A 21333-nucleotide genomic window follows, 5' to 3' on the forward strand; every position below is an offset into this window, starting at 1 on the left:
TTCAAAGAGCGCGTCGCTCACATCGCCCCCACTTCGTCTGGAATGTCAAAGAATGTCGGGTGGCGATAGACCTTGTCATTCGCCGGTTCATAAAGCGCGCCTTTCTCTTCCGGGGAAGAGGCGGCAATGGCGCTGGCCGGGACTGCCCAGATGCTGACGCCCTCGTTGCGGCGCGTGTAGACGTCGCGCGCATTCTTGATCGCGCCCTCGGCATCGGCGGCATGCAGGCTGCCCACATGGCGATGGCTTAACCCGTGCTGGCCGCGGATGAAGATCTCCCAAAGCGGCCATTCGGTCGCCCGCGCCTTGCCGTGCGGCGCAGCGTCTGTGTCGGAATAGGGACTGGATTCAGGGCTGCTCATCTGGGCATCCTCCTGTCAGGGGCGGGGGCAAAAGTTTTGAAAACTTTTGGTCAATTCCTTTGAAGGAATTGATCACTCCGCCGCGATTGCGGTTTTGCGTTTCTTTTCGGCATGGGCCAGCAGTCCTTCGCGGACCCAGCGGCCTTCGTCCCAGGCGCGGTTGCGGGCTTCCAGCCGTTCGGTGTTGCAGGGGCCATTGCCCTTGAGCACGTCAAAGAATTCGTCCCAGTCGGGTTCGGAGAATTCGTAATGCCCGGTTTCTTCGTTGAACTTCAGGTTCTCATCGGGAACCGTAAGGCCAAGGTATTCGGCCTGCGGTGCAGTCTGATCGACGAATTTCTGGCGCAGTTCGTCGTTGGAGTTCATCTTGATCTTCCAGGCCATGGATTGCGCGGAATGCACCGATTCCGCATCCGAGGGGCCGAACATCATCAGCGACGGATACCAGAACCGGTTCAGCGCATCCTGTGCCATCTTGCGCTGCGCTTCGGTGCCCTTGGCCATCTTCATCATGATGTCGAAACCCTGGCGCTGGTGAAAGGATTCCTCCTTGCAGATCCGCACCATCGCGCGGGCGTAAGGCCCGTAGGACGTGCGCTGCAGCGGCACCTGGTTCATAATCGCGGCACCGTCAACCAGCCAGCCGACAGCCCCCATGTCGGCCCATGTCAGCGTTGGATAGTTGAAGATGGAAGAGTATTTCATCTTTCCCGACAACAGGTCACGGGTCATCTGGTCACGGGTCACGCCCAGCGTTTCCGCCGCGCAATAGAGGTACAGACCATGGCCTGCCTCGTCCTGCACCTTGGCCAGCAGGATCGCCTTGCGCTCTAGCGTCGGCGCACGGGTGATCCAGTTGCCCTCGGGCAACTGGCCAACGATTTCGGAATGGGCGTGCTGACCGATTTGGCGGATCAGGTTCTTGCGGTAGCCTTCCGGCATCCAATCCTTCGGCTCGATCTTGCCGCCCGCGTTGATGCGTTCCTGAAAGGCGCGTTCTTCCGGTTCCATATCGTCAAGTGATTTGACGCCTTCACCGGTAGACTTGATCATCTGTGCATACATTGAATCCGTCCTTTCAGGTTAACATTCAGCTTGTGCGTTCAAGGATAAGGGCGACGCCCTGTCCAACGCCCACACACATGGTACACAAGGCATAACGTCCGCCTGTGCGTTTCAGTTGCAAGGCAGCAGTCATCACAAGGCGTGCACCGGACATACCCAGGGGGTGCCCGATGGCAATGGCCCCTCCATTGGCGTTCACATGAGGTGCGTCATCCGCCACGCCAAGGGCGCGCAGGGTGGCGAGCCCCTGGGAGGCAAATGCCTCGTTCAACTCGATCACATCCATCTGGTCAATGGTCAGACCAGCGCGGGCCAGCACCTTGTTACAGGCGGGGATCGGGCCGATGCCCATGACGCGCGGTTCCACACCGGCGGCTGACATGGCGACCACGCGGGCGATGGGCGTCAGGTTATGATCGCGGGCGGCCTGTTCGGAAGCGATCAGCAGCGCCGCCGCACCGTCATTCACGCCAGAGGCGTTCCCGGCGGTCACGGTCAGGTCCGGCCCGTTGATGGCGCGCAGTTTGCCCAGCGCTTCAGCAGTGGTCTGGGGGCGCGGATGTTCGTCGCGGTCCACGATGATCGGGTCACCCTTGCGCCGGGGGATCGTGACCGGCGTGATTTCATCGGCAAAGACGCCCGCGGCATCCGCAGCAGCCCAGCGTTCCTGGCTGCGCAGGGCAAAGGCATCCTGGTCGGCGCGGCTGACATCGTGGTCAGTGGCGACATTGTCGCCGGTTTCGGGCATCGAATCGACGCCGTACTGCGACTTCATCTTCGGGTTTATGAAGCGCCAGCCGATGGTCGTGTCATAGACAGCGTTGCTGCGCGAAAAGGCGGTTTCGGCCTTGGGCATCACGAAGGGTGCGCGCGTCATGCTTTCGACGCCACCGGCGATGGCAAGGTCGATGTCGCCTGCGCGGATTGCACGTGCGGCAGAACCCACTGCATCCATGCCAGAGGCGCAGAGCCGGTTGATGGTTGCGCCCGGCACGTCAACGGGCAGGCCTGCCAGCAGCGCGGCCATCCGCGCGACATTTCGGTTGTCTTCGCCGGCCTGGTTGGCGCAGCCCATGATCACGTCATCGACACGCGACCAATCCACATCCGGATTGCGCGCCATAAGTGCCGCGATGGGGGCCGCTGCCAGATCGTCAGCGCGGACGGATGCCAGCGCACCACCGAAGCGGCCAATTGCCGTGCGTTGCGCGTCGCAGATGAAAGCCTGCATGTAGTTCTCCTCTTTGGTTGATTTTAACTCTGGTTGCGATTCGGGACAAGGTAAATGTTACTTGATGATCTTGATGTGCAAAATTCAGTAACATATTTGGTTTCGACTCGTTAACTCAGGCCATGCGCTTCCAGCGCAATTTGAGTGGCGGGACGTCGCAACATGGCTTGGGCGTGGGTTTCCAGCGCCGGGAAGGGATCGAGGCTCAGGTCATGTGCCGCCATCCAGCGGCCCACCAGAAACAGGTAGGGGTCGCAATAGCTGTAGTGGTCGCCCAGCGCCCATTCCCCTTGCATCAGATTCTGTTCCAGCATTTCCGCGCAATCAAGAAGGTTCGGGCGCACCCTGGCCTGCATGGCCTTTTGTGCGGCGGGGTCGTCAGCCCAGCGGGCCGCGCGTTTACCATGGGCAAAGGCCACATGAACGGTGGAGCACAGATAGGCGCAGAGCGATCGGGCCTGCGCCTGTTGGAATGTCGTTTCAGGCAGTAGCCCGGCCTTTGGGTGTTGTGCGGCAATGAATTCGAGGATCGCGGGGTTTTCAGTGATGATGCCCGCGCCAGTCCGCAGGGCGGGCAGGCGGCCCTTGGGGTTGATCGCAATGTATTCCGGGGCTTTCTGCGCACCCGAGGCGATGGGCACTTCGCATGATTCAAAAGACGCGCCGACCTCGTGCAGCAGGATATGCGCGGCAAGCGCCGAAGAGCCTTTCGAGAAGTAAAGTGTCAGCATGTCTGCCCCCTGCACCGGCAACCGGTCTATTGTTTTGCCAATTCCTGTATCAGGATGCCGATGCCGACAAGCAAGGTAAGACCGATCAGCAGGCGGCGGAACATGTTGTCGCTGATACGCCGGAAAACAAAGATACCGATCTGCGCACCGATCAGGCCGACAGGGACAATGACCGCAAGTGCGCGCAAGGCGTCGGTGTCATAGGTGCCGCGCAGGGCCAACAGAGTGACGGTCGTGCCCAGCACCGCGACGTTGAAGGGTTGCAATACGGCACGGGTCTCTGCCCTCGGCCAGGGTCTGAGCGACAACCACATGACCGGGATTGCCCCGGAGACGGAGGCCGCACCACCCATGACGCCGCCGATCAACCCGACGAGGCTGTCCAGAATCGGAGTGCGCCGTTCCAAGCGGGGCAGGGCGCGACGAAAGCTGAAGTAGCTGCCATAAAGGACAAGGAAGAAGCCGATGCCGATCCGCAGGGTGCGCGCGTCGATCGCATGCAGGGTCAGCAGGCCGACCGGGACGCCGATCAGGCCCGGAACAAGGAAGCGGAGCAGGCGGGCCGGATTGGCCAGAATTTCGCGACGGACGATCCACAGGCCTTGAAGGCCTGCGAGGATCGACATCAGCGCGACGATGGCCACCGCTGTCACCGGGTCCAGAACGATCAGGAAAAAGCCAAGCGCAAAGAGCGCGGTTCCGGTGCCGGACAGGCCATTGATGAAGCCGCCGCAAGCGGCCCCGGCCACAAGGTAAAGAACGGTTGTCAGGGTCACGGCAGGTGTCGTTCCCCTGACATCGCCTCAGAAGTCGAGGTTTTCGACGCTCAGCGCGTTTTGCTGGATGAACTCCCGGCGGGGTTCGACAACGTCGCCCATCAGCTTGGTAAAGAGATCGTCGGCCTCTGCCATATCCTGGACCTTGACGCGCAGAAGGGTGCGGGCTTCCGGGTCCAGCGTGGTTTCCCAAAGCTGATCGGGGTTCATTTCGCCCAGACCCTTGTAGCGTTGCAGGGACAGGCCCTTTTCCCCCTCGGCCAGAATGGCTTCCAGCAGGTCCATGGGGCCATGGATCAGTTGCGAGCGGTCCTTGCGCACCAGTGTCGCGGGCAGGTCATAGACATCTTGCAGGTGTTCGGTGAAGGTCCCGGACTTCCTGGCCTCGCCGGAGCGGAGCATCTTGCCGTCCAGGGTACGCACCTCTTCGACGCCACGCAGGATACGGGCCAGTTTGATGCCGTGATCCTGCGTGATGCGGCCTTGCCAGCCACGCTCGTATTCCAGCGCGATCAGGTCGAGGCGTTTGGCAACCTTGTCCGCCACCCCTTGCAGGTCGCGGTCCACCGCGCCGGGGACAAAGGCACCGGCGATGGCGGCCTGTTCCACGATGTGGCGGGGATAGTGGGTTGGAAATGCTTCGAGCACGCGGCGCATCTGGCGCGCGAGATCGACAACCCGCGCAAGGTCCTGGCCGGTGATTTCCTCGCCGTTGCCCTGGCGCAGCATGGCCCCGTCGATACCCTGTTCAATCAGATATTCTTCCATTGCGGCCTGATCCTTGAGGTAAACCTCGGACTTGCCGCGCGACACTTTGTAAAGCGGCGGCTGCGCGATGTAGAGATGGCCATGCTCGATCAATTCGGGCATTTGCCGGTAGAAGAACGTCAGCAGCAGGGTGCGGATGTGCGCGCCGTCCACGTCGGCGTCGGTCATGATGACGATCTTGTGGTAGCGCAGCTTGCTGAGGTTGAATTCATCCCGTCCGATCCCGGTGCCCAGCGCCATGACCAGGTTGCCGATCTCCTGACTGCCCAGCATCCGGTCGAAACGCGCACGCTCCACGTTGAGGATCTTGCCCTTGAGCGGCAGAATCGCCTGTGTCTGGCGGTCGCGGCCGGTCTGGGCCGATCCGCCAGCGCTGTCACCTTCCACCAGGAAGACTTCGGTTTTTGACGGATCTTTTTCAGAGCAGTCCTTGAGCTTTCCGGCAAGAAAGTTCACGTCCATCGCGGTCTTGCGACGGGTGAGGTCACGGGCCTTGCGCGCTGCCTCGCGGGCATGGGCAGCCTCGATGATCTTGCCCACGACGATCTTGGCCTCATTCGGGTTCTCTTCGAACCACTCAGCCAGCTTTTCGTTCACCAGCCCTTCGACGGCGGGGCGCACTTCGGAAGAGACCAGCTTGTCCTTGGTCTGGCTGCTGAACTTGGGGTCCGGCACCTTGACGGACAGCACGCAGGTCAGCCCCTCGCGGGCGTCGTCACCCGTGAAGTTGATCTTCTCCTTTTTCGCGATGCCACTGGACTGGGCATAGTTGTTGATGGTCCGGGTCAGCGCGCCGCGAAAGCCGGCCATATGGGTGCCCCCATCGCGCTGCGGAATATTGTTGGTAAAGGGCAGGACGTTCTCGTGATAGCTGTCGTTCCACCACATCGCGACTTCGACGCCGATGTCGTCCTTTTCGCCGGTGATGAAGATCGGTTCGGGCATGACAGACGACTTGTGCCGGTCAAGATATTTCACGAACTCCTTCACGCCGCCTTCGTAGAACAATTCCGTTTGCAGGGTTTCCACAGGCCGTTCATCACGCAGGATGATCCGCACGCCGGAGTTCAGAAACGCCAGTTCGCGCAGGCGTTTTTCCAGCGTTTCAAAACTGTATTCGAGGTTCGAGAACGTGTTGGTAGAAGCCATGAACCGGACTTCGGTGCCGGTGCGGTCGGTCGGGCCGACCACGCTGAGATGTTCGGTGGTAAAGCCGCCCTCGAACCGGGCGACGTGTTCCTTGCCTTCGCGCCAGATACGCAGTTCCAGCCAGTCGGAAAGCGCGTTGACCACCGACACACCCACGCCGTGCAGGCCGCCAGAAACCTTGTAGCTGTTGCTGTCGAACTTCCCGCCTGCGTGCAGCTGGGTCATGATGACCTCGGCGGCGGAAACGCCTTCTTCCTCGTGGATGCCGACGGGAATGCCACGGCCATTGTCGCTGACGGAAACCGAGGAATCGTCGTGGATCGTGACGGTCACGGCGTCCGCGTGACCGGCCAGCGCCTCGTCAATGCCGTTGTCCACGACCTCATAGACCATATGGTGCAGGCCAGAGCCGTCATCGGTGTCACCGATGTACATGCCGGGACGCTTTCGAACCGCCTCCAAGCCTTTGAGAACCTTGATGGAATTCGCGCCGTATTCTTCCGGCATCTGCTCAGTCTCGGACATTCAGGAAAACCTTTTTCTTTTGCCCGATTTATAGTGTTTTCAAGGAAGAATGTCACGCGCCTGACACAAGATTTTGTGTCAGATCAACGGGATCAAAAGCCCTACGCAGATCAGCAGCGCACCGGATACCATGTTGATCCGGCGCAGGATGCGGGGATTGGTCAGAAGGCTTCGGATATGACTGACGAAAGCGGCCAGGATCAGGTTGCCGACCAGGGGCACGACGACCGAAATCGCGACGATTGCGGTCAGGTCCTGCCAGGTGACATTGCGCAGGTCGAAGAAGCCGGGCAGGACACCGACGTAGAAGAGCACCGCCTTCGGATTGCCCAGGATCGCGATGACCCCGGCGATGAATCCGGCCCACATGCCGGGTCGGGTCAGGCGGTTGTCGCGGTCCGGTGCCGCATCCCGATGGCGGATCAGCAGGACGCCCATCGCCAGAAAGACAAGACACGCCACAGCGCGCAGGACAACCATGAAGACATCGAACACCGACAGAAACCAGGTGATCCCCAGTGCAGCCACCAGCGGCCAAAGCAGATCGCCGATCGACACACCCAGGGCCAGCGGCCAGGCCGCGCGAAAGCCACCAGACATCGCCCGTGCCATCATTGCCACCATGACCGGGCCGGGCGTGACAAACAGCGCCACCATCGCACCGGCATAAAGCAGAAGATCGTAATAAGGGATGGTCATCCCGGCCTCCTGACCGCCGACACACCGTCGTTCTCTGTCACCTCCAGGATCTGTGCGCGGTCGCCAAGCTCCGTGAATAACTCCACACCGGTTCCGGTCATCCAGGCCTGCGCCCCCAGCGCGGTGATCTCGTCGTAAAGGGCCGCTTGGCGAGATGTATCCAGGTGGGCTGCGACCTCGTCCAGCAGAAGCAGGGGCGGCGCGCCGAAGTCGGCGGTGAGGGCGCGGGCATTGGCGAGTATGAGTGAGACAAGCAGTGCTTTCTGTTCCCCGGTGGAGCAATCCCTGGCCGGGACATCCTTGGCTGCATAGACGCCGTGCAGATCGGCGCGGTGGGGACCGATCAGGGTGCGCCCAGCGGTAAGATCGCGCATCCGGTTCTCAGCCAATGCCTCGCGCAGGCCCTCTGCGGTGTCGGGCATGTCGCATTGTAATTCCAGCGTGGCGGTGGGAAATGCGGTTTCGGCCTGTTCCTGCGCCTGCGCGATGGCCTGCAGCGCATTCAGCCTGTTGGCGTGGATCGCGGCACCGGCTTCGGCCATGGCGTTTTCCAGGGCGAGATACCACGAAGGTTCCCGCACCATGTCCTTGAGCAGCCGGTTGCGTTCGCGCATTGCCTTTTCATAGCGCAGAGTCTGGTCTGCGTGGTCCGGCAGGAAGCTGAGCGTCATACGATCCAGGAACCGCCTGCGGCCGTCGGCACCTTCGATCCAGAGCCTGTCCATCGCCGGGACCAGCCAAAGCACCCGCGCGATCCGGCCCAGCGTGTTCTGGGCGGTGGCCTTGGCATCTATCCGGGTCTGGCGCGCGGCACCGTCTTCGGACCAGATTTCGACCTCATGCGCCTGCTGCCCAGCGTGCAGGATGCCGGTGACCTTCCAACCCAGCGCCTCGGGTCGGCGGGTCATGTCCTGCGCGCTGGAGCGGCGCAACCCGCGCCCCGGTGAGAACAGCGACACCGCTTCGAGGATGTTCGTCTTGCCCGCGCCATTCGGGCCATGCAGGGCGACGGGGCGCGCATCGCAGTCGATGACGGTACGCCTGTGCGACCTGAAATGGGACAGGGTGAGCCTGGAAAGGGACAGTCCGGTCATGGCTCAGCGCCGATTTTTTCGAAAAAATCGGTCCGGAGTTTTCGAAAACTCCGCCGCGTCACACACGCATCGGCATGACGACATAAACGGCAGACATATCATTGCCTTCACGCATCAGGGTCGGATCGCCGGAAGAGTTGAACAGGAACACGGCATTCTCGCGGTCCACCTGACTTGCGATTTCCAGCAGGTATTTCGCGTTGAACCCGATTTCCAGCCGCTCATCGCCGTAAGCCACGGCAAGCTCCTCTTCAGCGGCCCCGCTGTCGGGTGCATTCACCGAAAGGATCAGCCGATCCTCGTCCAGTTGCAATTTGACCGCGCGGGAACGTTCCGAGCTGACAGTGGCGACACGGTCCACGGCCTGGGCGAATTCGGCGGCGTCCACTTCCATCTTGCGGGTGTTCCCCTGCGGGATCACACGGGTATAGTCGGGGAAAGTGCCGTCGATGACCTTGGACGTCAGGGTAATCTCCGGCGTGGCAAAGCGGATCTTGGTCTCGGAGACGGAGACGGCGATTTTCATGTCGTCGTCTTCCAGCAGCTTGCGCAACTCGCCCACTGTCTTGCGCGGCACGATGACGCCTGGCATTTCCGCTGCGCCATCGGGCAGATCGGCGTCGATGCGGGCCAGCCGGTGACCATCAGTCGCCACGCAGCGCAGCATCTTGCCGCCATCGCCCTCGGCGATATGCATGTAGACGCCGTTCAGATAGTACCGGGTTTCTTCGGTGGAGATGGCGAATTTCGACTTGTCGAAAAGGCGGCGCAGCACGGGGGCGGGCGCGCTGAAGTTTGAAGCGTACTCAGATGACGCCATCACCGGAAAATCCTCGCGGGGCAGGGTTGCGAGGCTGAAGTTCGAGCGGCCCGCCTCGACCGTCAGACGCCCGGCTGCGGTGTCTGCGGTCAGGTTGATCAGGGCACCATCGGGCAGTTTGCGGACGATTTCATGCAGCAGGGTTGCCGAAACCGTTGTGGCTCCGGCGCGTTCCACCTGTGCGCCCACCTTGTCCACGACTTCGATGTCCAGATCAGTGGCGCGAAAGGATACATCGCTGCCTTCGGCCTCGATCAACACGTTGGCGAGGATCGGAATGGTGTTGCGCCGTTCGACGACAGACTGGGCCTGGCTGACCGCCTTGAGCAATGCGGCACGTTCGATGCTGAATTTCATGATGGCTTCTCCGTCAGACCCGTCGGGAGGGGCAAACTACCCGGTTCCCTCGTTTTAACAAGACTTTTCATGCTTTGGCGGACCAAATGCAAGAGGGGCCGCAAGGGCCCCTCAATCACCTGACAGCCGTGACATTGATACCGCGATCAGGACTCCAGCGCGCGGCGCAGCAATTGCAGATCTTCGGCGATCTGGTCATCCGTCGTTTTCAGTTCTTCGATCCTGCGGACACCGTGCATGACGGTGGTATGGTCGCGCCCGCCAAACCGACGCCCGATCTCTGGCAAGGAGCGGCTGGTCATCAGTTTGCACAGGTACATCGCCACCTGGCGTGGGCGGGCATAGCTGCGCAGCCGCTTCGGGCCGATCATGTCGCTCAGCCGGATGTTGTAGTGCTCCGACACCTTGCGCTGAATCTCCTCGACCGAAATCTTGCGTTCGGAATCGCGCAGCACATCGACCAGACAATCCTGGGTCAGTTCCATGTTGATCTCGCGGCCCACAAGGGAGCCGAAGGCGAACAGACGTGTCAGGGCACCCTCAAGGACCCGCACGTTGGAGGTGATCCGGTGCGCGAGGAATTCAAGCACGCCATCCTCGACCTCAAGGTCGGGATAGTTCTCGCGCTGCCCTTCGACCTTGCTTTGCAGGATGCCCAGCCGCAGTTCGTAGTCTGTGGGATGCAGGTCGACCACCAGACCGCATTGCAGCCGGGATTTCACGCGGTCTTCCAGGTCCTTGATCTCTCCAGGCGCACGGTCGGCGGAGATGATGATCTGTTTGCGCTGATCCACAAGCGCATTGAAGGTGTGAAAGAACTCTTCCTGGGTGCTGTCCTTGCCCGCGATGAACTGGACGTCATCAACCATCAGCACATCGACGGAGCGAAAGATTTCCTTGAAATCCATCATCTTGCGGTCGCGCAGCGCCTGCACAAAGCGATACATGAACTGTTCGGCAGACAGATAAAGGACATTCATCTGCGGCTTCCGCTCGGCCAGTTCACGGGCGATGGCATGCATCAGGTGGGTCTTGCCCAGGCCGACGCCACCATAGAGGAACAGAGGGTTGAAAGTGACGGGGCCGCCTTCGGCCACCCGCTTGGCTGCCGCATGGGCCAGTTCGTTGGGTTTGCCGACGACAAAATTGTCAAAGCTGAACCGAGGGTCGAGCGGGGCGGTGGCCATGACGCTGGTCGCGCCGTTCGTGGGGGCAACAACGGGCTTGCGGGGCGTGTCGGACGGTTTGGCGGTTTCATTGGCAACGCGGGGCTGCAACGCGAAATTCAGGCGGGAAACCTCGATGCCCTCTGCGTTGATCTCATGCAGGATCAGGTCCGAGAAGTTCTGACTGACGTAGTTGCCGAAGAAGTTTGTCGGGACATGTAATGTCGCGATTCCGCTGGCCACCTTGCCCGCAACCATTGGTTCAATCCATGTCGTGAAGTTGTTCTGTCCAACTGTTTTCAGCAGCCGTTGTCTGATCTCGCCCCATTGATCCTGCGTCATTTTATCTAACTCGTCCCCAGTCAGGTTTCTAACAAGCGCCAGAGCAGTCCGGCACCACACAATCCAGAACACAGATCGACTGTCCGGTCCCAAGCGGAAACCGACCCAAGCCTCTGGACCTTTCAAACAAGGATTTTGCCAATCGATGCACCCAGGTGCATCGGTCTTGGCAAAAGCCGTCCGTATCAAAACGGACAGGGTAAACGCGCTAGCAGCAGCATTCACAATACGGGTGTGACGTGACCAAACCACATCCACCCGCGTCCCAAAATAGATACTATCCGAAACCGAAAGTGCCTATTTACAGGGCCTGTCCCCCCACGCGAAATGAATCGCTCTATGTAGGTAGCAAGGACAGAGGCCGCGCTTCAACATATCTTCCGACTTGACTCACTTTTTTGTCAGGAAAGAATCTATGTCGGTTTTTTGAGACCTCAAATGCGAAAAAAGGCGCCGCTAAGCGACGCCTTTTGATTCAAGCAGATAGTCGATTCGGGTTGCGTGAACCCTGAAAATCAAGCCAGCGATTTGACCCGTGCTGCCAGGCGCGACATTTTTCGCGATGCGGTGTTTTTATGAAACACACCCTTTGTCACACCGCGCATCAGCTCGGGCTGCGCTGTTTTCAGGGCTTCGGCTGCTGCGGTCTTGTCGCCGGAAGCGATCGCTTCTTCGACCTTGCGCAGGTAGGTGCGGATGCGCGAACGACGCGCCTTGTTGATCTGGAAACGCTTTTCGTTCTGACGTGCGCGCTTTTTGGATTGTTCTGTGTTTGCCATGAGGATCAGCCTTCGGGTTTTTCAATTTCGGTTCAAGGCGCGTGACGCCAAACCCGTGCCGGATGTACCGGGAAGGTGATTCTAGCCAGAGCGGGCTGCACGCGCATGTATGGAGCGGCCTATAGCGGGAAATGCAGCAGGTTGTAAAGCCGCGTGGATCGTCAGGCCGCAATGGCGGCGCGGCGTTTCATCGACGGCAGTGGCGTGCACCGGTTGGTGCGCCTCCGGTGCACAACGGCCTTACTTGTCCCGGAACTGTGCTTCGCGCTTTTCAAGGAAGGCGGACATGCCCTCTTTCTGGTCCTCGGTCGCAAACAGCGAATGGAACACCCGGCGTTCAAACAACAGACCTTCTCGCAGTGGTACTTCATAGGCGCGGTTGACCGCCTCCTTGACCACCATGACGGAGACCATGGATTTCTCGGCGATCTTTGCCGCGGCGCCCATGGCTTCTTCCATCAGCTTCTTTACGGGGACGACCCGCGAGACGAGGCCCGACCGCTCCGCCTCTTCGGCATCCATGAAGCGGCCGGTCAGGTTCATGTCCATCGCCTTGGATTTGCCGACAAGGCGGGTCAGCCGCTGAGTGCCGCCAATACCCGCAACGACGCCAAGGTTGATCTCGGGCTGGCCGAATTTCGCGGTCTCGGAGCAGATGATGAAATCGCACATCATCGCCAGTTCGCAGCCGCCACCCAGCGCATAGCCGGAGACGGCAGCGATGATGGGCTTGCGCACGCGCATGATCTGGTCGGTTTCGGGGGTGAAAAGATCGCCGGTAAAGGCCTCCACGAAAGTCTTGTCGCGCATCATCGCGATATCGGCACCGGCGGCGAATGCCTTTTCCGAGCCGGTGATGATGATGCAGCGGACCTTTTCATTTTCTTGCGCACCCTTCAGCGCGCTGGCAAGCTCGGACATCAGGACATCGTTCAACGCGTTCAGGGCATCAGGCCTGTTCAGCGTGACAAGCGCCACATGGTTTTCCACATCCACGATGATCGTTTCGTATGCCATCAGAGAGTCTCTCTATCGTTGCGCTCAGATCGCCACGCATAACACGGGCAAAATACGTTTCAAGCTATCTTTGACATTCACCGCAATAGAACGAAGAGCGTCCTGACTGCACGATGCGTCTTATGACATGGCCGCACCCTGCGGTGCGACAGGGGGCGTTTTCGCGACCGTAAACATCGAAATTATGTTGGAAGTACCCCAGTTCGCCATCTGCCTGTCGGAAGTCACGCAGGGACGATCCGCCGGCCTCTATCGCCTCTGACAGCACGTTGCGGATGATCGGCACAAGGGTGGCAACCCGTGCGGCAGAGATGCGGCCAGCCTTGCGCGCGGGATGGATGCGGGCGCGGTAAAGCGCTTCGCAGACATAGATATTTCCCAGCCCCGCAACAATGCGTTGATCCAGCAGCGCCGATTTGATTGGCGTGTTGCGCCCCTTGAGCGCGGCAATCAGATGCGCCTCGTTGAAGGCATTGCCCAGAGGCTCCGGCCCCAGCTGGGCCAGCAACTTGTGCTGATCGGCATGGGCGGTCTGCATCAGGTCCATCGCGCCAAATCGGCGCGGGTCGTTGAAGGTGATCCGCGCACCATTGGCCATGTGCAGCACCACATGGTCATGTTTTTCGGGCGCGGGATGATTGTGGACGAATTGGCCCAAAGGGTCACCGGAAACCAGCATGCGGCCCGACATCCCGAGGTGAATCAGCAGCGATTCCCCTGATTCAAGATCGGCAAGGATGTATTTAGACCGGCGGCGCAGGCGTTCGACCTTTTGCCCTGTCAGTCTTTCGGCCATTCCGGCGGGGAACGGCCAGCGCAGATCGGGGCGGTTGACCTCGGCCCGCTCGATCACTGCGCCTTCCATCGCCGGGGTCAGGCCACGGCGGACGGTTTCGACTTCGGGCAGTTCTGGCATCTGGCCTCCTTTTCGCGGGCTGTCGGGGCCTGCGGCAATTGGCGGTTTGTATCCGGCGTGTCTAGGCTATATCTCCGCCTAGACAATATCGGGACGTTGATGATGACAGACAAGACCACGCATTTCGGCGCACAGACAGTGCGCGAAGATGATAAGGCCGGTATGGTCCGCAGCCTGTTTTCCGATGTGGCGAACAAATATGACATCATGAACGATGTGATGAGCATGGGCATCCACCGCGTCTGGAAAGAGGCGATGATGGATTGGCTTGCCCCGCGTGCGGGCCAGCGGCTGCTGGACGTGGCAGGTGGCACGGGCGATGTGTCGTTCAAATTCCTCAAGCGCGCAGGGCAGGGACATGCCACCGTCTGCGACCTGACCGAAGGGATGCTGGTCGAGGGTCGCAAGCGCGCCGAGGCGGAGCAGATGGCCGATAGTCTGGACTGGGTTGTCGGCGATGCGATGAACCTGCCGTTCGATGACAACAGCTTTGACGTCTATACCATCAGCTTTGGCATTCGGAACGTGACGCGCCCGCAAGAGGCGCTGAACGAGGCGTACCGCGTGCTGCGCCCCGGCGGGCGGTTGATGGTGCTGGAATTCAGCCAACTGCCCAACCCGATGATGCAAAAGGCCTATGACCTTTACAGTTTCAACGTGATTCCGCGCATGGGGCAGGTGATCGCCAATGATCGCGACAGCTATCAGTACCTGGTGGAATCGATCCGCAATTTCCCGGACCAGGAGACGTTTCTGGACATGCTCCGCGCGGCGGGATTCGAGCAGGCCAAGTATCGGAACCTGACCATGGGCATTGCTGCCCTACATTCCGGCTGGAAGCTGTAGGTGCGGGGACCCCATAACATATGGCGGTTGATCCGGACCGGTGCCACGCTTGAGCGGACAGGTGCGATGAACCTTGTGCTGGATGCCTTCGAGGCGACCCCGACCCTGCGGTTTGTGGCCCGTGCGCTGGGCCTGCCGTTCAAATGGCTGGGCTACAAGGGCGATCCGTCGATGCCGCCCGCGACCCGCGCACTGACGGCACTGGGACCAGCCTACATCAAGTTCGGGCAGGTCCTGTCCACCCGTCCCGATGTGGTGGGCGATGAACTGGCGGTGCAGTTGCGCGTGTTGCAAGACAAGCTGCCGCCCTTTTCCATCGAAGAGGCCAAGGCCGAAGTAGAGCGTGAACTGGGCGAGCCGGTGACCGATCTGTTTTCAGAGTTCAGCGAGCCGGTGGCCGCGGCCTCCATTGCGCAGGTGCACAAGGCGACATTGGCGGGCACCGGCGAGCAGGTTGCGGTGAAGGTGCTGCGCCCGAATATCGAACGCGCTTTCCGCAAGGATGTGGATGCCTTCTATCTGGCGGCCCGCATGGTTGAAATGTTCTCTCCCGGTTCGCGGCGTCTGCGTCCGATGGATGTGATCGAACATTTCGATGGCGTGGTGCGGGGTGAGCTGGACCTGAGGCTGGAAAGCGCCGCCGCGTCGGAGTTCGCCGCCAACACCAAGAATGATGAAGGTTTCCAGCTGCCCGCAATCAAGTGGAACCTTTCAGCGCGCCGGGTCATGACCCTGGGATGGGCCGATGGTGTGTCGATGGGCGACAATGATGCCATTGATGCCGCTGGCCATGACAGGGTGGCGCTGAGCAACCGGGTACTGCAATTGTTCCTGAACCATGCGCTGCGCGACGGCTTTTTCCACGCCGATATGCATCAGGGAAACCTCAAGGTGGCCCCGAACGGTGACATCATTGCCTATGATTTCGGGATCATGGGGCATATCGACGCCTATACCCGCCGCGTCTATGCCGAGATCCTTTATGGGTTCATCCGGCGCGATTACTTACGGGTGGCCAAGGTCCATTTCGAAGCGGGATATGTGCCTGCCGACAAGGATGTTGACGAATTCGCCCGCGCCCTGCGCGCAGTGGGCGAGCCGATCTTTGGCATGGACGCCACGCGGATTTCCATGGCGCGTTTGCTGACCTATCTTTTCGAAGTGACGGAGCGGTTCGGAATGGAAACACGGACCGAACTGATCCTGCTGCAACGGACAATGGTGGTGGTCGAAGGCGTTGCGCGGTCGTTGAACCCGCATATCAACATCTGGGAAGTGGCAAGCCCGATTGTGACCAATTACATTTCCAAATCCATCGGCCCGAGGGCGCTGCTCAGCGATCTTGCCAGCACGGCGCAGGTGCTGGCGCGGTTCGGGCCACGGTTGCCGGGGCTGGTGGAAGCGGCGCTCTTGCGGCAGAGCAACGAGACGACGATTGTGCGCCCGCCGCGCAAACGCTGGATGGTCCTGTCCGCGCTGGGCGGGGCGGCCGCAATGGCGGGCCTGTTCGTTATGGTTGAAGCCCTGACCTGATCCGTCGCACCCTGCGACATGTAGACACAAGAGACCGCGCGATGAGCCCTACGATGAAACTGGCCACAGGCAGTATTGCAATCGGCATTGTCGTCTTGCTGCTCAAGGTGGTTGCCTATTGGGTCACCGGGTCTGTCGCGCTGTTTTCCGATGCTCTGGAAAGCACCGTGAACGTGGCCACGGCCATTGCGGCATTGATCGCGATACGGATCGCAGCGCGGCCTCCGGATTCGAACCACCCCTTTGGCCATCACAAGGCCGAATTCTTCAGCGCGGTGCTGGAGGGGGTGATGATTATTGTCGCCGCCCTGATCATCCTGAACCAGGCCGTTGGTGCCTTTGCATCCCCCCGCGCGCTGAATGCGCCGATTGAAGGGCTGGTGATCAATCTTGCCGCCACCGCGCTTAACGGTGTCTGGGCATGGCTGCTGGTGACGCGGGGGCGTCGGTACAAATCGCCGGCGCTGGTCGCGGATGGCAGACATCTGTTCACCGATGTCTTTACCTCATTCGGCGTCGCATTCGGAATACTGCTGGCCTTTGCCACCGGCCTTTGGGTGCTTGACCCTTTGATGGCCGTGGTCGTGGCGCTGAACATCCTCTGGTCCGGCTCGAAGGTGGTCAAGGAATCGCTAAGCGGTCTGATGGACGAGGCGGTGCCGGAGACGGAGCTGGACCAGATCAGGGAAATCATCGCCACCGAAGCGGGCGGTGCGACCCAGGCGCACGACTTGCGCACAAGGCACGCAGGCGCGATCACCTTTATTGATTTTCATCTCGTGGTGCCGGGAGAGACCTCTGTTTTTGAGGCGCATGAGATTTGCGACCGGGTGGAGAACAGGCTGCGGGCCGAACTGGGCGAAGCGCAGATCACCATTCACGTCGAACCCGAGCACAAGTCGAAGAGCACGGGCATTTTCATCGTCGATTGAGGATGATTTGTGCGCATCATGGTGCGGGGTACGAAAAAGGCCCCCGCAGATGCAGGGGCCTTCAGCTTTACCGTCAGATCATTCGGTCCAGTGAACAGCCGTCAGATCGGTCGCTTGTGTGGGCGCATTTTCCCACAGGCCTTCGATGCCGGCCTTGGCCACTGTCGGCAGGGCAAGCTGGAACAGGTAGCCATTGACGTAATCCTCCGAGATCATGCGCTGTGCATCACCCAGCATCTGCGCCCGTTTGTCGGGGTCCGTGGTACGGTTCAGCTCTGTCATCAGCGCTTGCAGATCGGCGTTGTCGTACTGGAAATAGTAGTCCGGGTTGGCATAGATCCCGATGTCCATCGGCTCAGTATGGCTGACGATGGTCAGGCCAAAGTCCTTGCCCTTGAAGACTGTTTCAAGCCACTGCGCCCATTCAACATTGGTGATCTCGGCCTTGATGCCCACTTCGGCCAGCTGCGCCGCGATGATCTCTCCTCCGCGCCGGGCATAGGACGGGGGCGGCAGATGCAGCGTGGTTTCGAACCCGTCGGGAAAGCCCGCCTCTGCCAGAAGCGCCTTGGCTTTCTCCGGGTCATAATCGCTCATTGAGGTCAGATCGACATAGGCCGGGTTATGCGGGGCGAAATGGGTGCCGATGGGCGTGCCGAGGCCGAACATCGCGCCGTCGATGATCGCTTGCCGGTCAATCGCATGGGCCATCGCCTCGCGCACCTTCACGTTGTCGAAGGGCGCGCGGGTGTTGTTGGTGGAGAGAATAGTCTCACCCTCGGTGGAGCCGACGATCACCTGGAAACGCGGATCGGCCTCGAACTGCGGCAGGTTCTCCGGTGCCGGGAAGCCAGCAAAGACATCCGCATCCTCGGCCATCATCGCGGCAAAGGCGGCGGTGGGGTCCGAGATGAACTTGAACGTCGCGGATTCAAGTAGCGCGGGCGTGCCCCAGTAATCGGGGCTCTTCGACAGCTCGATCTTGTCACCCTGCGTCCAGCTGTCGAACTTGAAGGCACCGGTCCCGATCGGCTGCTGTTTGATGTTGTCGATGCTTTCTGGTGCCACGATCACCGCATCACCCCAGGCAAGGTTGAACAACATGCTGCCGTTCTGCTCGCTCAGCTTGACCTCGACGGTCATGGGGTCAATCACATTGACCTCTGAAATGGCTGAATAAAGCGCCTTTTGCGCATTGGCACTGTCTTCGGCATTGATGCGGTCGAGGCTGAATTTCACATCCTCCGCGTCCATCGTGGTGCCATCGTGAAAGGTGACGCCCTGGCGCAGCGTGAAGGTATAGGTCAGCCCGTCGTCAGAAATTTCCCAGCTTTCCGCCAGTCCCGGCACGACGGAGCCGTCGGACATGAAGCGTGTCAGCCCCTCGAACACGTTGGAATAAAGCACGGAATCGATTGCCCCGGCAGCGGCCGATGTGGGGTCAAGGTGAGGCGGCTCAAGTTGCAGCGCGACGGTGATGTCGTCCTTGGCAACAGCCGCGCCTGCCATCAGGGCGGCGGTGCTGACGCCCAGCAGCAAGTGGCGAAGGTGGAACATGGGTGGTCTCCCTATTGGTTATGACGAAAGGTAGCCAAATCGCGGACTTCTTGCCAGCGTTCTTATATCGGTCAATTGCCATTCATGCACGAAACGCCTAGTCAGCGACCTTTGATTCAGGGGCGGGCGACGGCATGTCAGCGACATTGGGTATAGATTTCGGCACATCGAATTCTGCCGCCGGGATTCTTGTAGACGGCAGACCGCATTTGATTCCACTTGAGGCCGATGCGCAGACCTTGCCGACGGCGGTGTTTTTCGATTTCGAAGCGGGCCGGATGGTGGTTGGCGAACAGGCGAGCGCGGCCCTGCTTGCGGGGGATGAAGGGCGCTATATGCGCGGGCTGAAAAGCCTGCTGGGCACAAGGCTGATGCGCGAAAGCAGGATGCTGTTGGGAGAGAGGCTGGATTTCGTCGACATCGTCGCGCGGTTTCTGGCGGAGGTGAAATCAAGGGCCGAAGTGGCAACCGGCACCATGTTTGACCGCGCGCTTTCCGGGCGGCCGGTCCGGTTTCATTCGGCTGATGCCAGACGCGATGCGCGGGCGCTGGTGGACCTGACAGAAGCCTACCGCCGCGCGGGCTTTGCTGACGTGAAATTCATGAACGAGCCGGAGGCGGCGGCACTGGCAAACCGCGACGTTCTGGCCCCCGGCGACCTGGCGTTGATCGTGGACATCGGCGGCGGCACGTCGGATTTCACGCTGTTCCGGCAGGAAGGCACGGCAGAGATCGACATTCTTGCCAGCCACGGCGTGCGCGTCGGCGGCACCGATTTCGACCGCACGCTCAGCATCGGGCGCGTCATGCCGCAACTGGGCATGGGCAGTCCGATCCGCCATGCTTTTGGCGATGACACGCATATTGCGCCGAACGCCATCTTCAATGACCTGGCCACCTGGGCCAAGATCCCGTTTCTTTATGGCCCCGATACCCGCAAGGCGGCGGCGGAGCTGGAGAGGTTCGCGGTACATCCCAAGCGGCTGGGCCGTCTGGTCAAGGTGCTGGAGGATGAACTGGGCCATGATCTTGCCTTTGCCGTAGAGGCGGGAAAGATCATGGCGAACACACCGGGGGTCACCGACCCTGTGGTCAAGGTCGGGATGCTGAAGCCCGGTGCCACATTGCCCCTGCCTGCGGACTGGATGACAACGCGGCTGTTCCCGCTTGCGGATGAAATCGGCGCGGCGGCGTCGGAGGTGCTGGTCACGGCAGGGGTTACGCCGGACCAGGTCGACAAGGTGATCTTTGTCGGCGGGTCCAGCCTGATGCAGGTGGTCGAAGACGCCCTGCGCGCGCGCCTGCCGAATGCCGACATCCATCGGGGTGCGGCGCTGACCGCGATTGTCGATGGGCTGGCCATCGGTGCCGCGACCGCCTTTTACGGCTAGCCCTTCAGCAGCAGGCTTTCCATCGCGGCGCCCATGACCATCGCGCTGTCGATCATGTCGTCGATGCCGATCCATTCGTCCGGTTTGTGGGCCAGTTCCAGCACCCCCGGCCCGTAGGCGATGCAGTTCTTCAGGGTGCCGATCCGGTCGATGTGCTTCTGGTCATAGCTGCCGGGCGATGCGACATATTCGGGTGGTTTGCCCATAACCTGTTCGATGGCCTCTGCCACGGTGCGGACCACCGGCGCATCACGGTCCGTCATGGAGGGCAGGACCGAGTTTCGTTCGGTGAGTTCAAACTCGAAATTGGCGCGTGTGGCGCGCAGGCCTTCCAGCAGGCCCATGACCTCACCCCGGACCTGGTCAAGCGGCTCTTCGATCAGGAATCGCCTGTCGATCACGATGCGGCAGCTGTCAGGGACGCAATGGGCCTGCAGGCCGGTGAAGCCTTCTTCCGGCTCGGCCTCTCCGCCGTGGATGGAGTTGATGTTCATCGTCGATTGCCGCGCACCTTCGGGCACGACCGGCATGTCGGTGTATCGGGCAGCCATGGCCGGGAACAGCTTGTCCTCGAACTCTTGCAGGACAGCGCCCATGTGCCGCACGGCGCAGTCGCCCAGAAACGGCATCGCGCCATGGGCGATCTCGCCCTTTGTTTCGATCTCGGCCCACCAGCCACCGCGATGGCCCAGGCAGATGCGGTCCTTGTTCAGCGGTTCGGGGATGATGACGTGCTGAACGCGCGATGGATTGAAATAGCCCTGCTCTGCCAGGTAGGCGACACCGCCATAGCCGCCGGTCTCTTCGTCTGCGGTGCCCGAAATCTCAATCGCACCGGCAAAGTCCAGGTGCGTTTCGATAAACGCCTCAGCCGCGATGATGGAGGCGGCCAGCCCGCCCTTCATGTCACATGCACCGCGCCCGTAGATCTTGCCATCGGCGATCTCCCCGCCAAAGGGATCGAACGTCCAACCGGCACCGACCTCCACCACGTCCGTGTGGCTGTTGAAGTGGATGCAGTCGCCGGGGCGCTTGCCCTCGCGCCGGGCGACGATGTTCCAGCGCGGATATTTGTCGCTGTCGCCGGGGGTGCCGGTGGCGCGGATCAGCTCGGTCTCGAAACCATGTTTGCGCAGACGTTTGTCCATGTATTCGCAGATCAGACGATAGTCCCGCCCCGGCGGGTTCAGGGTGGGGATGCGGATCAGGTCCTGGGTCAGCGCGATGAGGTCATCACGCTTGGCAGAGATGGCAGTGCGGAGCGTTGTGTTCATGCC

19 protein-coding genes are annotated in these 21333 nt (G+C 60.8%); 4 read left to right on the forward strand and 15 right to left on the reverse strand.

Annotation, left to right across the window (positions count from 1 at the left end):
* Window positions 1–17: 17 nt before the first annotated feature.
* From paaB to mutM, 13 genes are all read right to left on the reverse strand, one after another.
* The gene (paaB, locus tag A8B82_RS22490; protein ID WP_082899434.1) at window positions 18–362 is read right to left on the reverse strand and encodes a 1,2-phenylacetyl-CoA epoxidase subunit PaaB; all 345 of its coding nucleotides are present in this window, start codon (window positions 360–362) and stop codon (window positions 18–20) included.
* 72 nt (window positions 363–434) lie between these two features.
* Complete coding sequence (gene paaA, locus A8B82_RS22495; protein WP_067297713.1) at window positions 435–1427, reverse strand: 1,2-phenylacetyl-CoA epoxidase subunit PaaA; 993 nt, start codon at window positions 1425–1427, stop codon at window positions 435–437.
* 25 nt (window positions 1428–1452) lie between these two features.
* Window positions 1453–2658, reverse strand: a complete 1206-nt coding sequence (gene pcaF / locus A8B82_RS22500; RefSeq protein WP_067297719.1) for a 3-oxoadipyl-CoA thiolase — start codon at window positions 2656–2658, stop codon at window positions 1453–1455.
* A gap of 110 nt (window positions 2659–2768) precedes the next feature.
* Window positions 2769–3389 carry a glutathione S-transferase family protein gene (locus A8B82_RS22505; RefSeq protein WP_067297721.1) on the reverse strand — a complete coding sequence of 207 codons (621 nt, stop codon included), beginning with the start codon at window positions 3387–3389 and terminating at the stop codon, window positions 2769–2771.
* Window positions 3390–3415: 26 nt separating this feature from the next.
* Window positions 3416–4165, reverse strand: coding sequence for a sulfite exporter TauE/SafE family protein (locus tag A8B82_RS22510; RefSeq protein ID WP_067297722.1), 750 nt, complete (start codon window positions 4163–4165; stop codon window positions 3416–3418).
* Window positions 4166–4192: 27 nt separating this feature from the next.
* Complete coding sequence (gyrB, locus tag A8B82_RS22515; protein WP_067297724.1) at window positions 4193–6607, reverse strand: DNA topoisomerase (ATP-hydrolyzing) subunit B; 2415 nt, start codon at window positions 6605–6607, stop codon at window positions 4193–4195.
* Between the two features lie 78 nt (window positions 6608–6685).
* Window positions 6686–7306, reverse strand: coding sequence for a LysE family translocator (locus A8B82_RS22520; protein WP_067297727.1), 621 nt, complete (start codon window positions 7304–7306; stop codon window positions 6686–6688).
* Window positions 7303–8400, reverse strand: a complete 1098-nt coding sequence (recF, locus tag A8B82_RS22525) for a DNA replication/repair protein RecF (protein ID WP_067297729.1) — start codon at window positions 8398–8400, stop codon at window positions 7303–7305. The genes A8B82_RS22520 and recF overlap by 4 nt, the downstream gene beginning before the upstream one ends.
* 58 nt (window positions 8401–8458) lie before the next feature.
* Complete coding sequence (gene dnaN / locus A8B82_RS22530; protein WP_067297732.1) at window positions 8459–9577, reverse strand: DNA polymerase III subunit beta; 1119 nt, start codon at window positions 9575–9577, stop codon at window positions 8459–8461.
* Window positions 9578–9723: 146 nt separating this feature from the next.
* Complete coding sequence (gene dnaA, locus A8B82_RS22535) at window positions 9724–11085, reverse strand: chromosomal replication initiator protein DnaA (protein WP_067297734.1); 1362 nt, start codon at window positions 11083–11085, stop codon at window positions 9724–9726.
* Between the two features lie 515 nt (window positions 11086–11600).
* Window positions 11601–11864, reverse strand: coding sequence for a 30S ribosomal protein S20 (gene rpsT, locus A8B82_RS22540; protein ID WP_067297736.1), 264 nt, complete (start codon window positions 11862–11864; stop codon window positions 11601–11603).
* 240 nt (window positions 11865–12104) lie between these two features.
* On the reverse strand, window positions 12105–12881 hold the full coding sequence (locus tag A8B82_RS22545; protein WP_067297738.1) for an enoyl-CoA hydratase: 777 nt from the start codon (window positions 12879–12881) through the stop codon (window positions 12105–12107).
* A gap of 64 nt (window positions 12882–12945) precedes the next feature.
* A complete protein-coding gene (gene mutM, locus A8B82_RS22550) occupies window positions 12946–13797 on the reverse strand; it encodes a bifunctional DNA-formamidopyrimidine glycosylase/DNA-(apurinic or apyrimidinic site) lyase (RefSeq protein WP_067297743.1) in 852 nt (283 codons plus the stop codon).
* Window positions 13798–13899: 102 nt separating this feature from the next.
* On the opposite strand from mutM, the gene ubiE reads away from it, so the two are divergent.
* Genes ubiE through A8B82_RS22565 form a run of 3 tightly spaced genes read left to right on the forward strand, consistent with a single transcriptional unit; the run spans window position 13900 to window position 17108 of the window.
* A complete protein-coding gene (gene ubiE / locus A8B82_RS22555) occupies window positions 13900–14643 on the forward strand; it encodes a bifunctional demethylmenaquinone methyltransferase/2-methoxy-6-polyprenyl-1,4-benzoquinol methylase UbiE (RefSeq protein WP_067298147.1) in 744 nt (247 codons plus the stop codon).
* Entirely contained in the window at window positions 14644–16176 is a 1533-nt protein-coding gene (gene ubiB / locus A8B82_RS22560) for a 2-polyprenylphenol 6-hydroxylase (RefSeq protein ID WP_067297746.1), read from the forward strand. It abuts the gene before it with no gap.
* Between the two features lie 41 nt (window positions 16177–16217).
* Window positions 16218–17108, forward strand: coding sequence for a cation diffusion facilitator family transporter (locus A8B82_RS22565; RefSeq protein WP_067297748.1), 891 nt, complete (start codon window positions 16218–16220; stop codon window positions 17106–17108).
* A gap of 78 nt (window positions 17109–17186) precedes the next feature.
* On the opposite strand, the gene A8B82_RS22570 is transcribed toward A8B82_RS22565, so the two are convergent.
* The gene (locus A8B82_RS22570) at window positions 17187–18665 is read right to left on the reverse strand and encodes an ABC transporter substrate-binding protein (RefSeq protein WP_067297751.1); all 1479 of its coding nucleotides are present in this window, start codon (window positions 18663–18665) and stop codon (window positions 17187–17189) included.
* 134 nt (window positions 18666–18799) lie between these two features.
* Between A8B82_RS22570 and A8B82_RS22575 the strand changes: the two genes are divergently transcribed.
* Window positions 18800–20056, forward strand: coding sequence for an Hsp70 family protein (locus A8B82_RS22575; protein ID WP_067297753.1), 1257 nt, complete (start codon window positions 18800–18802; stop codon window positions 20054–20056).
* Here the strand turns inward: A8B82_RS22575 and A8B82_RS22580 are convergent.
* Window positions 20053–21330 (reverse strand): acetylornithine deacetylase/succinyl-diaminopimelate desuccinylase family protein, encoded by a 1278-nt coding sequence (locus tag A8B82_RS22580; RefSeq protein ID WP_067298149.1) that lies wholly within the window; start codon window positions 21328–21330, stop codon window positions 20053–20055. The genes A8B82_RS22575 and A8B82_RS22580 overlap by 4 nt on opposite strands.
* Window positions 21331–21333 lie beyond the last annotated feature (3 nt).

The organism is Sulfitobacter sp. EhC04 (genome assembly GCF_001650875.1).
In the GTDB taxonomy this organism is placed as follows: Bacteria; Pseudomonadota; Alphaproteobacteria; order Rhodobacterales; family Rhodobacteraceae; genus Sulfitobacter.

Coding starts and splice junctions, on each gene's coding strand:
- pcaF (WP_067297719.1), bottom strand. CDS start 2,658: ATGCAGGCTTTCATCTGCGACGCGCAACGCACGGCAATTGGCCGCTTC.
- ubiE (WP_067298147.1), top strand. CDS start 13,900: ATGACAGACAAGACCACGCATTTCGGCGCACAGACAGTGCGCGAAGAT.
- gyrB (WP_067297724.1), bottom strand. CDS start 6,607: ATGTCCGAGACTGAGCAGATGCCGGAAGAATACGGCGCGAATTCCATC.
- A8B82_RS22545 (WP_067297738.1), bottom strand. CDS start 12,881: ATGGCATACGAAACGATCATCGTGGATGTGGAAAACCATGTGGCGCTT.
- rpsT (WP_067297736.1), bottom strand. CDS start 11,864: ATGGCAAACACAGAACAATCCAAAAAGCGCGCACGTCAGAACGAAAAG.
- mutM (WP_067297743.1), bottom strand. CDS start 13,797: ATGCCAGAACTGCCCGAAGTCGAAACCGTCCGCCGTGGCCTGACCCCG.
- paaA (WP_067297713.1), bottom strand. CDS start 1,427: ATGTATGCACAGATGATCAAGTCTACCGGTGAAGGCGTCAAATCACTT.
- recF (WP_067297729.1), bottom strand. CDS start 8,400: ATGACCGGACTGTCCCTTTCCAGGCTCACCCTGTCCCATTTCAGGTCG.
- A8B82_RS22570 (WP_067297751.1), bottom strand. CDS start 18,665: ATGTTCCACCTTCGCCACTTGCTGCTGGGCGTCAGCACCGCCGCCCTG.
- A8B82_RS22565 (WP_067297748.1), top strand. CDS start 16,218: ATGAGCCCTACGATGAAACTGGCCACAGGCAGTATTGCAATCGGCATT.
- A8B82_RS22580 (WP_067298149.1), bottom strand. CDS start 21,330: ATGAACACAACGCTCCGCACTGCCATCTCTGCCAAGCGTGATGACCTC.
- A8B82_RS22575 (WP_067297753.1), top strand. CDS start 18,800: ATGTCAGCGACATTGGGTATAGATTTCGGCACATCGAATTCTGCCGCC.
- A8B82_RS22505 (WP_067297721.1), bottom strand. CDS start 3,389: ATGCTGACACTTTACTTCTCGAAAGGCTCTTCGGCGCTTGCCGCGCAT.
- A8B82_RS22520 (WP_067297727.1), bottom strand. CDS start 7,306: ATGACCATCCCTTATTACGATCTTCTGCTTTATGCCGGTGCGATGGTG.
- dnaN (WP_067297732.1), bottom strand. CDS start 9,577: ATGAAATTCAGCATCGAACGTGCCGCATTGCTCAAGGCGGTCAGCCAG.
- dnaA (WP_067297734.1), bottom strand. CDS start 11,085: ATGACGCAGGATCAATGGGGCGAGATCAGACAACGGCTGCTGAAAACA.
- paaB (WP_082899434.1), bottom strand. CDS start 362: ATGAGCAGCCCTGAATCCAGTCCCTATTCCGACACAGACGCTGCGCCG.